This is a genomic window from Streptomyces bathyalis, assembly GCF_015910445.1.
GTDB lineage: Bacteria > Actinomycetota > Actinomycetes > Streptomycetales > Streptomycetaceae > Streptomyces > Streptomyces bathyalis.
In genome coordinates this window covers 7,120,292-7,135,039 of the sequence record NZ_CP048882.1, presented here as the reverse complement: position 1 = coordinate 7,135,039, position 14,748 = coordinate 7,120,292, and the positions used below count along the sequence as shown (strand labels likewise).

Sequence of the window (14,748 nt, the reverse complement as noted above, 5' to 3'; positions counted from 1 at the left end):
CTCCCGGTGCTGGTCGGTGCGGGACGGCGCGCCGGGAGGCGGCCGCACACCGGCACCGTATGCGCGCCACTCAGGAGGTGCATCGGGCCGGAGCCGGAGGAGGTCCTCCGCCCCAGGGCCCGGGACCGGCCCGCAGCGGGCTGTCAGACGATCTCCTCGCTCATCTCCGCGAGTTCACGGTCGCCGCTGCTGGTGCTGAACGTCGGCGTCGTGTACGACCCGCGCCCCGCCACCGCCCACCAGAAGGACGCGAGTGCGAGCACGCAGATCAGGGCGATGGGCGCGTAGTTGAAGGACTCGACGTTGACCGGGTTCGTCTGCGGGAGGCAGAAGAGCACCGTCACGAAGGCGACCCACACCACGGCCGTCCAGCCGATCGGCACGCTCCAGCGGCCCAGGTTCCACTTCCCCTGACGGAAGCGCTCCTTGTACCGCAGCCGGAGGAAGATCGGGATGGCGTAGGCCGGGGTGATGCCGATGACGGCGATGGCGGTGACCGCGCCGTAGGCCGCCTTGCTGTACAGGGCGGGGAGCGCGAGCAGCGCCGCCACGGCGACGGTCAGCAGCACGGCAGCCGCCGGAGTGCCCGTCCGGGGGCTCACGCGCCGCCACAGCGCGGAGAAGGGCAGCGCCCCGTCGCGGGAGAACGCGAAGACCATGCGGCTGGACGCGGCGACCTCGGCGTTGCCGCAGAAGAGCTGGGCGATGATCACGATGAGCAGCAGCAGCTTCGCGCCGGTCAGGCCCAGCGCGTCGAGGAAGATCTGTGCGGGCGGCACACCCGTGGCGCTGTTCTGGGTGCCCGCGTAGTCCTGGATGGCGAAGGTCACGCCGACGAGCAGGACGAAGCCCGCGACCCACGACCATCCCAGGGCGCGGACGATGCCCCGTGCGGCGCTGACCTCCGCGTCGGTGGTCTCCTCCGACAGATGGGCGCTGGCGTCGTATCCGGTGAACGTGTACTGCGCCAGCAGCAGCCCGATCATCACGACGTAGAGCGAACTGGACCAGCCTGTGTGGTTGACGAACTCACCGAAGACGAAGGAAGCCGTGCGGTGCTCGGAGGGTACGAACGCCAGCACACCGACGATCACGGCGACACCGGCGAAGTGCCACCACACGCTCACCGAGTTGAGCACGCTGACCAGCCGGACCCCGAAGAGGTTGAGGGCGGCGTGCAGCACGAGGATGCACAGGAAGATCAGCATCACGACGCCCGGTGTCGGATCGACTCCCCACTGGAGGTTGAGCAGCGCGCCGGTGAACAGGGCCGCGCCGTAGTCGATTCCCGCGAGGGTCCCCAGCAGCCCCAGGAGGTTCAGCCACCCCGTGTACCAGCCCCACCGGCGCCCGCCGAGCTGGTCGGCCATGTAGTACAGCGCCCCGGAGGTGGGGTAGGCGCTGGTCACCTCGGCCAGCCCGGCACCGACGAACATCACCATCAGGCCCACCAGGACCCAGCCCCACACCATCACCGCGGGCCCGCCGGTTATCAGGCCGAAGCCGTACAGCGTCATGCATCCGGAAAGGACGGAAACGACCGAGAAGCTGATGGCGAAGTTGCCGAACGGGCCCATGCGCCGGACCAGAACGGGGTGGTAGCCCAGATCGCGCAGCTTGGCGTCGTCGTCGATCCGGTCGTCACGGCGATGCCTGACCGTGGGAACCAACGGAACCTCCTGGTGGTGCGAGGGAGCGGTAGAGGAGAGACGGGGGGCGGCGGGTCTGAGAAGGGTGGGAGACGAGCGGGGCGGTGCGGTGATCAGCTGTCCGCGGCGAAGGATTCTTCGCGTGCCCGGCAGTACTCCGCCCTGGCGGCTTCGGGACGTTCAGGATCCTCCGCGACCTGGAGCCAGGGCTGCTGGGTGAAGTAGGGGCCCAGCGCGGCGAAGACGCGAGCCGCGTCCGCCGCCCGCTTGCCGGCCCACAGGGCGTGCGCAAGGTGGTTGAGGTCCAGAACGGACTGGCTGGTCGGATCCGTGTGGTCGAACCAGCCGTGCAGAGCCGTACGGGCATCGAGGGCGACGGGATCGTGGGCCCACTGCTGCCGAAGGAGCGGATCCGTCCTGCCTTCCGCGACCTGGCGGCGGTACTGCTCGACGTAGGCGTAGAGCGGGAGCGCCAGCAACGCCGACCCGGCCGGTGCCCATGAGGAGACCCAGCGGACGAAGTCGACCGCGGAGGCACGCGTGGAGAAGCTCCCCTCCGAGCGCGCGTGCAGGAAGTGGAGCATGCGGTGATGGGCCTCGCGGTTGTATCTGTCGCGCTCGTAGACGCGGTAGAGCAGTCCCCACGGGCCGGGCGGCAGCATGGGCTCGGCGGCGCGCTCGCGGTGCTCGCCCCGCTCCTGGCGCTCGTCCAGGCGCGCCAGCGCGAGCAGGCACACCCACGGCACCGGGTCGGCAGGCAGCATCTCGGCGGCGGCGTGGCACTCCTGGCGGGCCGTCTTCTCCAACTCGCCCGCGCTGTGGTGGTGTTCACGACGCGCGCGGACGGCACGCTCCACCGACACCCTCGCGAGCATGGTGTGCGCGTCGGCGCTGTGGGGGTCCTCCTGCAGCCAGGCCTCCACCACCTGCGATCCGGCGGCCACGACGCCCAGCACCTGCGAACGGGCCGTCCGAAGACCCCATGAGGTGCCCGTACGGTCGAGAAGAGCGCGCATCGCCATCCAGCGCCCCGCCCGCAACTCCTCGAGTGCGCCGCGCAGTTCGTTGTCGAAGCCGGCCGGGCTGTACACGGGACGGATCCCGCGGCCCTGCCCACCGGTCGTCCGCCGCATCAGCTCTGCTCCGTTGCCACCCGGCGCGGCAGCGAACGGCGCGCCGGGCTGGGAGGGGGCAGGGGCGGATGGTGCGGCATCACGGCAGTTCCTCAACGACAGGGGCAGGGAACGCGGCAGCCTGCACAGGGCCCTTGGCAGGCGAGAAGGGATGCGTCGCCGCGTGTCCCGGATTCTTCACCGAACTTAACTCCTCGGAGGTCACAAGCTGGCATTGGGGATTGTGACGGTCCTGCGCCGAAAGTCCGCCGGGCGGAAGGGCTTCCGGCCTCCGTGCCGCTGCTGCGTCCCTCCCGCGGCGCTCTCCGCGACCCCCTTTCCGCAGGCGCTTCCCCACGGTGGTCCCGCCGCTCCCCGTCACGGAGCCGCGCGAGCGCCTGCATGGACGCGTGCGCGCACGGAACAGCGCCGACGCTCCAGGTCAGGACGCATGGAGAGAGCTTGGGGGCAGCCGGGACGGCCGTCAAGCCTCCGGATGCGATAGGTACCAAACCGCCGGAGGCGGGCAGGAGTGACCGGAACCCTTTCTGCCGTTGCGGCGTCGGTGTTCACTGAGTCCAGTGTTCACCGCTGCGCTCGCCGAGGTGTCGCGTGCACCGCCCATGAGGGGGTGGTACGTATCGCCCCGTTCGGTCCGTACAAGCCTGCTCCGTCCATCAGCGATCCAGGAGGCTCGTCCATGGCGCACGAGGACCCCATCTCCCGCACGACCGGCGGGACGGCACCGGGACGGCGCGCGATGCTGCGCGGCTCTCTCGCCGCTTCCGCCGCTCTCTCCCTGCCCGCACTCTCGGGAGCCGCCCCGTCGCACGCGCTCGCGGGGCGTCCGGAGGCCAAGTGGGGTGTGCAGGCCGGTGATGTGACGACCTCTTCGGGCCTGGTATGGGTGCGATCCGACCGCCGGGCCCGGATGCTCGTCGAGACCTCGGCGACGGAGTCCTTCCGCCATGCGCGCCGCTGGCAGGGGCCCGTCGTGGGGCCCGGCACCGACTTCACCGGTGTCACGCCGGTGCGCGGGCTGCCCGCAGGGGAGCAGATCTTCTACCGCGTCACGCTCGCGGACCCCGACGATCCGCGTCGTACGGGAGAGCCAGTGCGCGGCACCTTCCGCACGGCGCCGGACCGGCGCCGGAAGGGCGTGCGGTTCCTGTGGTCCGGGGACCTGGCGGGGCAGGGCTGGGGCATCAACCCCGACCGGGGCGGCTATGCGATCTTCGAGGAGATGCGCCGTCTGGACCCGGACTTCTTCCTCAACAGCGGCGACACCATCTACGCCGACGGGCCCATCGCGGAGAAGGTCGAACTGCCCGACGGCGGCGTGTGGCGCAACGTCACCACCGAGGAGAAGTCGAAGGTCGCCGAGACCCTCGCGGAGTTCCGCGGCAACTTCCGCTACAACCTGCTGGATGCGAACCTCCGCCGGTTCCAGGCTCAGGTGCCCTCGATCGTCCAGTGGGACGACCACGAGGTGCTCAACAACTGGTATCCGGGCGAGATCCTTGAGGACGACCGCTACACGGTGAAGGACGTCGACACGCTCGCGGCCCGGTCGCTGCGGGCGTTCAGCGAGTACCACCCGCTGACCACGCTCCCGGCGAAGGACCGGCACGGACGCGTCTACCGCGTCGTCCGCCACGGCCCGATGCTCGACGTCTTCGCCCTCGACATGCGCACCTACCGCAACGCCAACTCCCCCGGCAAGCAGGAGCAGGACCCCCAAGGCATCCTGGGCGAGGCCCAGTTGAAGTGGCTGAAGAAGGAGCTGTCCCGCTCGCGGGCGGTATGGAAGGTCATCGCGGCGGACATGCCACTCGGACTCGCGGTGCCCGACGGGAAGACCGACTTCGAGGGCGTCGCACAGACCGACCCCGGCAAGCCGCTGGGCCGGGAACTCCAGATCGCCGAACTGCTGCGCCACATCAAGAGTGAGCGCATCACCGGCACCGTGTGGTTCACCACCGACGTCCACTACACCTCGGCTCAGCACTACGACCCGTCACAGGCGGCCTTCAAGGACTTCGAACCCTTCTGGGAGTTCGTCTCGGGGCCGCTCAACGCCGGCGGATTCCCCGCACTGAAACTCGACAGCACCTTCGGGCCGTCGCAGGCCTTCATCAAGGCGCCGCAGAAGGCCAACACGCCGCCCAGCGACGGCGGTCAGTACTTCGGGCAGGTCGACATCGACGGCGGCAGCGGCGAGTTGACGGTCCGGCTGCGGGAGCAAGGAGGCGAGGTCCTGTTCACGAAGGTGCTGCAGCCGGGCCGGGTCGGCCAGTGAGCGTTGGGCCGGTGACTGCGTGACTGACGCTCAGGAACCGCTCGGCTACCCGGGCGTCGGAGCTACGGCGAAGGGCCCCGCGCACTGGCCGGAGGGTTTCCGCACCCTGCGGGTCAGCAGCAAAGTGGGCCGCGGTGACGCCGAGTTCGCCGTCGCCGCCGACGCGGTGATGACGTGGCGGCTGCACCGGACCGCGGGCGTGCGCTTCGGCACGGACGCGGCCCGGGCGGCTCCGGGCGCGGAAGTCGTCGTGGGCCTGGGTGTCGGTGCGCTGCGCACCCACGCACCGTGCCGGGTCGTGTGGACCGTGGAGGAGGAGCGGCGGACCGGGTGGGCGTACGGAACGCTTCCCGGCCATCCGGTGCGCGGCGAGGAGGCGTTCGTCGTCGTCCTCGACGAGGACGGGACCGTCCGGCTGGAGGTGCTTGCCTTCAGCCTGCCGGCCACCTGGTTCACAGTGGCGGCGGGCCCCCGCTCCCCGTCTTCCAGAGGTGGTACGCGCGCAGATGCGGGCGCGTACTGCGCAGGCTCGTACGCGAAGAGGCAGGGACCGCTTGCACCCGTCGCGGTCCTCGCGACGGCGGGGAAGAAAGCGGTATCGACCGGACAGAACATCCTTAACTCATCGGTCACAAGGCGTTCTTGATCAGGCAATGCCGGTGCGTGAGGGTGGTCCCATGACTGACATGTCACAGAACGAGCAGCGATCCCGGCAGGACCTCCGCGGCCTCCTCGCGAGGCTCGGCAACTGCCGCTCGCTGTTCCTCCGACACCGCCCGCAGTCACCGCCGGGAGACGCCGCGGGTGCCGTCCCGGCCGGAGTGAAGTCCCAGTCGACCGGGGCGACTTCGCTGTGGCGGATGCGCACGACTGTTCCTGACGAGCCGGGGACCCTCGCGCAGCTGTGCGGGGCGTTCGCCCGGCAGGGGGTGGACATCGTTTCGTTGCAGACCTTTCCCCTGGGCCTCCGGCCCGGGGAGACCCCGACCTTGGGCCTTCGGCCTGGGGACGCTACGAGCTCCGGTGGACCCAACGGGGAGAGCCCGGCCGTCGGCCCGAAGGCGGACGGCACGGACGGGGAGGACCGGAAGAAGGGCGAGAACTCCGGCGGGAGCACGACGCCCGGCGGCGAGCACGCCATGGACGAGTTCGTCCTGCGCGCACCCGAGGATCTGGAGGCCAGCGAACTGACAAGGCTCGTGAACGAGGCGGGCGGAACCAGCACCTGGGTCGAGCGGGCCGACGCGCACGACCTCGTCGACACCCCGACCCGCGTGCTGCGCCTGGCCGCCCGCACGGCCCTCGACACCGCCGAACTGCCGCTCGCGCTACGGCAGTTGCTCGGCCGGTGCACCGTGCGGTCTGTGCCGGCCGTTTCGCCCGTCTCCGGAGTGGCGTCATCGCTCGAGGTGCCGCCGGAGGGAACGTACGAGGAGACCGTGCTGCGGCTGCCGGACCCGGCCGGTGGCGTCCTCGTCATCGAACGGCCTCAACTGCCCTTCACACCCGCAGAGTTCGCTCGGGCCGGTGCCCTCGTGGAGCTGGACCGGGTGCTGGGTGCGCGCGCCCGCGTCCCGCGCTCCCCGGACAGGCTGACGCTGCCCGAGGGCCTGCCGGTCACCGTGCGGCGCGCGGACACCGCCGACCTGGATGCCGCCGTGAAGATGCACGAGCGGTGCTCGAGGGAGACGCTGGCCCAGCGCTACCACGGTCCTGTGAGCGAGGCCGACCGCTACCTGCGCCACCTGCTCTCGCCGCACTTCGGCCGGACGCTGGCGGCCCGGACGGCGTCGGGGAAGCTGGTCGCTCTGGGCCACCTGCTGTGGGACGGCGACGAGGCCGAGGTCGCCCTCATCGTGGAGGACGACTGGCAGCACAGGGGCATCGGCACCGAACTGCTGCGCCGGCTGGCCCGGTTGGCGATCGAGGCGGGGTCCTCCGACGTCTACGCCGTCACCCAGGCGTCGAACACGGCCATGGTCGCCGCGATGCGCAAGCTGGGGATGCCCCTCGACCACCAGGTCGAGGACCGGACGCTCGTCATCACCGCCCGGCTCACGGGTGACGCTCCCGGAGTCGCGGGCAGCGCGGCGGCTTCCGCATCGACGTCCGTCTCAGGCGCGCCTGTCGTGGTCCCGGCCGGTGCCCCGGCGTCCTTCGACGGGCGGCGCTGAGCGGCCGGCGGCCGCGCGGACGGAAGCACCGGACCCGGGGCACCGCAGGGTGACCGCGGCGGGCCGGTGACCAGTGGAAGCCTCGCGGGCCCCCGGCACGGCGGATGCTGATGACGCCGGGGGCCTGCGCGTACCAGGATGGGAGCATGTCCGATCCCATGAACCCCACCCCCCTGCCGCGACAGGTCGCCGACGCCTACGTCGACGCTCTCGTCGAACTCGACCCGATCACCGGCACGTACCTCGGAGTGCCGGAGAGTCACAGCCGCCTTCCCGACTTCTCCCCTGCGGGTCAGGAGGGCCTCGCCGAGCTGAGCCGCACCACATTGCGCCGTCTCGCCGAGGCCGAGGAGCGGCCCGGAGCCGACAGCGACGCGGAACGGCGCTGCGCCCGGCTGCTGCGGGAGCGGCTGACGGCGGAACTCGCCGTGCACGACGCGCAGGAAGGCCTGCGTGCTGTCAGCAACCTCCACTCCCCCGTCCACGCGGTGCGCGGGATCTTCACCGTCATGCCGTCGGAGACGCTGGCGGACTGGACGAACGTCGCCCAGCGGCTGCGCGCGGTGCCCGAGGCCCTCGACGGCTACCGCGAGTCGCTCGAGGCCGGTCTGGCCAAGGGTCTGCACGCGGGGCCCCGCCAGGTCTCCACCGTCCTCGGGCAGCTGGACGAGTGGGTCGGCGAAGGGGAGAACGGCGACGGCAAGGGCTGGTTCGCCGCCTTCGCGGCGGAAGGCCCCGAGGCGCTGCACGAGGTCCTCGAGTCCGCCGCGGCCGAGGGAACCGGTGCGATCAGGGAGCTTCGCGACTGGCTCCGTGACGTGTACCAGCCCGGCGTCGCCGGCTCCCCGGAGACCGTCGGCCGCGAGCGGTACGCCCGGTGGGCGCGCTACTGGAACGGCGCGGACCTCGACCTGGACGAGGCGTACGCCTACGGCTGGGCCGAATTCCACCGGCTGCTCGGCGAGATGCGCACCGAGGCGGAGAAGATCCTGCCGGGCGCTGCCACTCCGTGGGAGGCTCTGCGCCATCTCGACACCGAGGGCGAGGCCGTCGAAGGGGTCGACGAGGTGCGCGAGTGGCTTCAGGGCCTCATGGACGAGGCGATCGAGAAGCTGGACGGCACCCACTTCGAACTGGCCGAGCGCGTCAAGCGCGTGGAGTCCCGCATCGCTCCCCCGGGCGGCGCGGCGGCGCCGTACTACACCCAGCCGTCACTGGACTTCTCCCGCCCGGGCCGCACTTGGCTGCCCACCATGGGTGAGACCCGCTTCCCCGTCTACGACCTGGTCTCCACCTGGTACCACGAGGGCGTGCCGGGCCACCATCTGCAGCTGGCGCAGTGGGCACACGTCGCTGACGAACTCTCCCGCTACCAGACGACGGTCGGCATGGTCAGCGCCAACGCCGAGGGCTGGGCGCTGTACGCGGAGCGGCTCATGGACGAGCTCGGCTTCCTCGCCAACGCCGAGCAGCGGCTGGGTTATCTGGACGCGCAGATGATGCGCGCGACGCGGGTCATCGTCGACATCGGCATGCATCTTCAGCTGCGCATCCCGGACGACTCGCCCTTCCGTCCGGGCGAGCAGTGGACCCCCGAGCTCGCGCAGGAGTTCTTCGGCATGCACAGCGGCCGTCCCGCGGACTTCGTGGAGAGCGAGCTGGTGCGCTACCTCGGCATGCCGGGGCAGGCGATCGGCTACAAGCTGGGCGAGCGCGCCTGGCTGACGGGACGTGAGGCGGCACGCAAGGCGCACGGGGACGAATTCGACCCGAAGCAGTGGCACATGGCCGCCCTGTCGCAGGGGTCGCTGGGTCTGGACGACCTGGTTGCGGAGCTGTCAGCGCTCTGACGCCCCGCCAGGGCCCGTACCGGCCTGGATGAACGCGGCGTGTGCGCCCGGCTGTTGAGGCCGGGCGCACACCGCTCGGAGCGCTCGTCGACCCACGGCCCCCCTTCGGCCCACGGCCCCCTTCGGCCCGGACAACGTCCCCCTGGGACAGCACACTTCGTCGGTTGAGCGACTTGGCGACAAATCGGCCCGTCGACTGGTCGGTTCATTGACCGTCACAGTGAACGCGCGAAGCCGTTCTCGGAGTTGATGACCTCGCCGGTGATCCAGGCCGACTCGTCCGTGGTGAGCCAGGAGACGAGGCGTGCCGGATCGTCGGGCGTGGCCCAGCGGCCGCCCGGGAACAGCGCGGCGACCGCGGCGTGTTCCTCGCCGTGAAGGTAACCGGTGTCCACGGGGCCGGGGTTGACCGCGTTGATGGTGATGCGGGGTGCGAGCGCCGTCGCGAGAGTACGTACGGACGAGGCCAGCGCCCCTTTCGCGAGGCTGTAGCAGACCTCCTCGGGCATGCCGCCCCGTACGTCCTGGCCCGAAGTCATCACCACGATCCGGCCTGCGGGGCCGTCGTCGGGGCGCGGGAGACGTGCGAAGGCCTGGATCAGCAGGATCACCGAGCGCGTGTTCACCGCCCAGTGCGCGTCGAGCATCTCCGCGTCGACCGTTTCGAGCGGCCCGTCGCTGCCGCTGAGCGCGTGGTTGGCCACGAGGATGTCCAGCCCGTTTCCGCCCAGTGCCTCCGATGCCTCGGCGATCAGGCGGGACGGCGCCCCGGCTGCCGTGAGGTCGCCGGGGCCGTGTGCGACGGTCGCGCCCGGCGCGGCCACCAAGCGAACGGCGTCGGCGAGCGCTTCGGGCTCGTCCGGGTCGCTGCCCCAGGGCTGTGCGGAGTCGTGCGGTCGATGGTGGTGCATGTAGACACTCGCGCCGTAGGCCGCCAGACGGCGGGCCACGGCAAGCCCGATGCCGGCACGGCGGCTGGCTCCGGTGACGAGGGCGGTGCGGCCGCGCAGCGGCAGCGGGTCGCGGCGAGGTGAGGAGGTCATGGCGCACAGCCTGATGCCCCTCAGCGCTCACGTCAGCTGGATTTCCCGCGCGGCGGACCCGCCACGCCGCTCAGGTGTGGGCCGGTGCCGACCGGTGGTGCAGCGCCGAGCCCTGCCGGGACTTGGTGACTTCCAGCTGGACGGGGATGCGTTGCCGCAGGTCGGCGACGTGACTGACGATGCCCACGCACCTGTCGCGTTCCCTCAGGGAGTCCAGGACGTCGAGGATCTCGTCGAGGGTCTGCTCGTCCAGGCTGCCGAATCCCTCGTCGATGAAGAGGGTCTCCAGTCTTGTGCCGCCGGCCTCGTCGGTGACGACGTCGGCGAGGCCGAGGGCCAGCGCGAGGGACGCGGAGAACGTCTCACCGCCGGAGAGCGTCGCCGTGTCGCGCTCCGCCCCGGTCCAGGCGTCGATGACATGGAGACCGAGCCCGGAGCGTGCCCGCCCGCCGGCGCGTGCGTCGGAGTGGACGAGGGTATAGCGGCCCGCGGACATGCGGGACAGACGGGCGCTCGCGGCCGCGGCCACCTGCTCCAGGCGGGCGGCCAGCACATAGGACTCCAGGCGCATCCGGTGCTCGTTCTCCGCAGAGGTGCCGGCCGCCAGACCCGCGAGGTGCGCCACCCGCTCATGGGCCTCACGCAGGGGAGCGAGCCTCCGCGCACCGTCGACGGCCTGCCGGGTGAGCCTGTCGAGCTCGGCGCAGCGCGTGCGGGCGGCGTCCTCGGCGGCCGAGGCCGCGCGCAGACGGCGGGTGGCCTCATCCGTGGCGTACTGCGCGGCTTCGGCGTCAGCCGGCGGGAGCGCCGCCGCCGCGATCAGGTCCGGGTCCTTCAGCTCGGTGCCGACGGTGGCCTCGGTTGCCCTCCACTCCTCCAACCGCCCTGCGAGGACGCGCTGTTCATCGTCGCCGAGGACCGCGGCGCCCGCTGCGCCGGGGCTCTCGAATCCCGCGCGGTCCGCTGCGGCGGCAAGCTGTGCGGCGGTCTCCTCGACACGGCTCCCGGTCTCCTGTGCCCTGCGGGCGGCGTCGGCGGCCTCGTCGAGCAGGGCGGTGCGGCGCTGGAGGACCGCTGCGCGTTCGGCGACGCTGGGGGCGTCACCGCGGGCCTTCTCCAACTGGGCCGTCGCCGTGGCCCGTTCACGCTGGAGCGCCTCCCGGTGCGACGTACGGGCAGCGACGCGGCGCTCGGCGGTCTGCAGCTGAGCGAGGCGTTCGGAGTGCTCCCGCTCGGCCCGTGCGAGGGCCTCCCGTGCGGCGTGGGCGTCGGCCGCTTCCTCACGTGCGCGCTCATGTGCCTCTGCCAGCTCCGCGACAGTGGCGCTGAGCGCTCCGGTCTCCTCTCCCTGCGACTCGGCCACGGCCGCGGCCAGCGCTTCGCGCAGGCGGTGCGCCGCGGCGTCCGCCTCCTCGCGCGCTGCTTCGGCCGTGCGGTACGCGGTCAGCGCCCCGTCCTCGGCGGCCTGGTCGACGGCTCCGGCTCCGGGGAGCGCCGGATCGGGGTGCGCGGTTGCTCCGCAGACGGTGCAGGGCTCGCCGTCGCGCAGCTGGGCGGCGAGTTCGGCCGCGATACCGCGCAGCCGCTGGTCCTTGAGGCGCAGCCACTCCTCGTGGGCCTCGGCCGCCGACTCACGTGCGTCCAGGAGCCTCTGCCCGGCCTCCGCCTCCTGCTGCGTCAGTTCGTCGCGGCGCCGGGCGGCGTCGAGGCGCTGCTTCGCCGGCTCCAGCCGGCCCGCCAACTGCTCGGCCCGAGTGGCGGCTTCCAGCGCCCGGTCGACGCGCTGCTGGTGCGTATGGCGCTCGCTCTCCCAGCGTGAGAGCCAGTCCGTGGCCTCGCGCAGCGTCTCCTCGTCCGTGCGCGATTCGCGTTCCAGTCCGGCGAGTTCACCGTCGATGTCCCGGCGGCGCTCCTCCGCGCGCCGCGCTCCGTCCAGTGAGCCGAGCTCCTGGCGGTACTCCCCCGCCATGCGCGCCAGTTCGGGCGCGGGCGCCTCGCTCAGCTCCGCGGGCAGCAGGCCGCGGCGCTGTGTCTGCTCGGCCAGCGCCGTCTCATGGGCGGCGACCGCGGACTCGTGGAGGGCGACCGCGGGGGCGACCGCCGCGGCGGCGCGGGCGCGCTCCAGGCGCTGCCGGGTCTCCTCGCGTTCGGCCGCTCGTTCCTCCAGGTCCCGGGCGCGTTCCTCCGCGTCGGCGTACTGCCGCTGCCGCCGGGCGAGTTCGCGGGTCTCGGCAAGCTGCGACATCGCCTCGGCGTGTGCCGATTCGGCGGTGGCGGAGGCGATGACCGCGATGTCCAGCCGTTCGCGGGCGCTCGTACGGGCCAGGGCGGCCCATTCCAGTACGGCCGCGGTCAGCCCCGGGGCACCCGGCGACAGGGAATCCTCTCCGGCGGGCCCGTCATGAGGCTGGCCCTGCCGGCGCGTGGCCTCACGTGCGCGCTGACCGGGCAGCGCGCCGCCCGCGTCCTCCTCGGCGGTGCCCAGGCCGCGGGGGGCGGTCCCGTCCGGGTCGCCCCCGCCGCCGAGCGCCTGCCGCATGCGGTGCAGGAGGCCGAGCAGCGTCTCGTCCCCCGCACGCACCTCGTCCTGCGCGCTTCGCCGCATCCGGGCCAGCTGTTCCTCCGCGGCGGCGAACCGGCCCGTGTCGAAGAGCCGTCCGAGCAGCTTCGCGCGGTCCTCGGCGCTCGCCCGGAGGAATCGGGCGAAGTCGCCCTGCGGAAGCAGGACGACCTGGCAGAACTGGTCACGGCTCATGCCGGTGAGCTGGGCGATCTCTTCGCCGATCTCCTGGTGCGAGCGGCTCAGGCCCCGCCATTCCCCGGTGCCCGCGTCGTACTCGCGCAGCCATGACTGCGCCCGCTCCCGTGTGCTGCCGGTGCCGCGGCGTTTGGGGCGGCTCTGTTCCGGGCGGCGGGTGATCTCGAGCCGGCGGCCTCCCACGGTGAGGTCGAGCACGACCTCGGTCAGGGTGCCGGGCGCGGCATGGTCACTGCGGAGCGTCCCGCCGGGCTGCTGGCGCGCGCCGGGGACGGTCCCGTACAGGGCGAAGCAGACGGCGTCGAGCACGGAGGTCTTGCCCGCGCCCGTGGGACCGTGCAGGAGGAAGAGCCCGGCGGCGGACAGTTCGTCGAAATCGACGTGCTGCGTGCCTGCGAAGGGCCCGAAGGCCGTGACCGTCAGCCGGTGCAGCCTCATCGGCGGACCTCCGCGCGTTCCGGGGAGCCTTCGGCGCCCGACCGTCCGTACTCCCCCGGCGCCCGGTCCGTGGCCCCGTCCGCCATGTCTTCGGCACGGGCGGCCTCCAGGGCCTCGCCGAGCATCCTGCGTTCTCCGCTGTCGGCGGCCCGGCCGGTGCGGACGTGGCCCACGAAGTCCTCGGCGATCTCCTGGTCGCTGCGGCCCTTCAGCCTCCGCGCGTAAGAGACCTCAGGCTCCGACTCGCCGGTGGGCTCGGGGTCGAAGACCAGGCTGACGATGTGCGGGAACCGCTCGGACAGGAGGGCCATCGGCCCGTGCGGCCGGGTGGCGTCGGTGAGGGTGGCCTCGACCCACGCCTCCTCGTGCGCCGCGTGGGCAGGCTCGTGCAGGAGCTCTTCCAGGCTGCCGCGCAGCCGGGCGAGAGGCCGCGGGACGGGGCAGTCGATGCGGCGCGCGCCGACCTCTCCCTCCGCGTCGAGGTCGATGATCCACATGGACTTGCGGTGGGCGGCCTCGGAGAAGGAGTAGGCGAGCGGCGAACCCGAGTAGCGCACGCGCTCGCTGATGGTCTGACAGCCATGGAGATGGCCGAGCGCCGCGTAGTGGACGCCGTCGAAGACGGAGGCGGGCACCGAGGCCACTCCTCCGACGGTGATGTCCCGCTCGCTGTCGGAGGACTCGCCCCCGTGGACGAAGGCGTGGGCGAGGACGACGGCGCGCGTGGTGGCGGGACGGGATGCGAGATCGGCGCGGACCCGGTCCATCGCGGCCCGCAGCACGGCGGTGTGGCCGCTGCCCTCGGCGCCCAGCGACGCGGACACGAGCCCCGGCTCCAGGTACGGCAGCCCGTAGCAGGCCACGTCTCCGTGAGCGTCGGAGAGCAGCACGGGGGTGCCGCAGCCCTCAGGGTCGGTGCGCAGGTGGACACCGGCGTGCTCCATCAGCCCGGAACCGACGCCCAGTCGGCGGGCCGAGTCATGGTTGCCGGAGATCATGACGGTGGGCACGCCCAGCCGTGCGAGCCGGTGAAGCGCCTCGTCGAAGAGCGAGACGGCCGCCAGCGGGGGCACGGCCCGGTCGTAGACGTCGCCTGCGACGAGGACGGCGTCGACCTGCTCCTCCTCGACGGTCCGGAGCAAGTGGCCGAGGAAGTCCCGCTGGGCATCGAGCAGGCTGACGCGGTGAAAGCTCCGGCCCAAGTGCCAGTCCGATGTGTGCAGCAATCTCACAGCACTGCTCCCGCCCGCACGCGCGCTCCCCGTCGTAGGTCGTCTGATCACGGACCGGTCTACCAGTCGCCACTGACAACGCGGGAATCGCCTTGCGCGGTACGGACGTTCACCACCCTTCACTCAGGGCCCCGACCAACGGCCCTGAAGAGCCGTTCACCTGACGAGGCATCGCCCCGCTCCGCACGACCAC

The 14,748-nt window shown here is 72.2% G+C and carries 8 protein-coding genes and 1 pseudogene; 4 read left to right on the top strand and 5 right to left on the bottom strand.

All coding sequences use genetic code 11. From position 1 onward, the window contains the following. Positions 1-143 precede the first annotated feature (143 nt). Positions 144-1,670, bottom strand: a complete 1,527-nt coding sequence (locus G4Z16_RS31010) for an amino acid permease (protein WP_246531161.1) — start codon at positions 1,668-1,670, stop codon at positions 144-146. Positions 1,671-1,762: 92 nt separating this feature from the next. Next, entirely contained in the window at positions 1,763-2,782 is a 1,020-nt protein-coding gene (locus tag G4Z16_RS31005; RefSeq protein ID WP_197353872.1) for a hypothetical protein, read from the bottom strand. A 679-nt stretch (positions 2,783-3,461) separates the two neighbouring features. Here G4Z16_RS31005 and G4Z16_RS31000 point away from each other — a divergent pair. The 4 genes and pseudogenes from G4Z16_RS31000 to G4Z16_RS30985 all read left to right on the top strand — a co-directional run bounded on the left by G4Z16_RS31000 (position 3,462) and on the right by G4Z16_RS30985 (position 9,084). Next, positions 3,462-5,060, top strand: a complete 1,599-nt coding sequence (locus tag G4Z16_RS31000; protein ID WP_197353871.1) for an alkaline phosphatase D family protein — start codon at positions 3,462-3,464, stop codon at positions 5,058-5,060. Positions 5,061-5,079: 19 nt separating this feature from the next. Continuing rightward, positions 5,080-5,681: pseudogene (locus tag G4Z16_RS30995) on the top strand (DUF1990 domain-containing protein). Between the two features lie 56 nt (positions 5,682-5,737). After that, positions 5,738-7,234 (top strand): GNAT family N-acetyltransferase, encoded by a 1,497-nt coding sequence (locus G4Z16_RS30990; protein ID WP_425508135.1) that lies wholly within the window; start codon positions 5,738-5,740, stop codon positions 7,232-7,234. 146 nt (positions 7,235-7,380) lie between these two features. After that, positions 7,381-9,084: a DUF885 domain-containing protein gene (locus tag G4Z16_RS30985; RefSeq protein ID WP_197353870.1), complete on the top strand. Its 1,704-nt coding sequence runs from the start codon at positions 7,381-7,383 to the stop codon at positions 9,082-9,084. Between the two features lie 215 nt (positions 9,085-9,299). Here G4Z16_RS30985 and G4Z16_RS30980 read toward each other — a convergent pair whose 3' ends face one another. From G4Z16_RS30980 to G4Z16_RS30970, 3 genes are all read right to left on the bottom strand, one after another. Next, positions 9,300-10,127 (bottom strand): SDR family oxidoreductase, encoded by an 828-nt coding sequence (locus G4Z16_RS30980; RefSeq protein ID WP_197353869.1) that lies wholly within the window; start codon positions 10,125-10,127, stop codon positions 9,300-9,302. Between the two features lie 70 nt (positions 10,128-10,197). Further along, positions 10,198-13,323 (bottom strand): AAA family ATPase, encoded by a 3,126-nt coding sequence (locus tag G4Z16_RS30975; RefSeq protein ID WP_197353868.1) that lies wholly within the window; start codon positions 13,321-13,323, stop codon positions 10,198-10,200. After that, positions 13,320-14,555 carry an exonuclease SbcCD subunit D gene (locus G4Z16_RS30970; RefSeq protein WP_197353867.1) on the bottom strand — a complete coding sequence of 412 codons (1,236 nt, stop codon included), beginning with the start codon at positions 14,553-14,555 and terminating at the stop codon, positions 13,320-13,322. Before G4Z16_RS30970 ends, G4Z16_RS30975 begins: the two co-directional genes overlap by 4 nt. Positions 14,556-14,748: the final 193 nt, after the last annotated feature.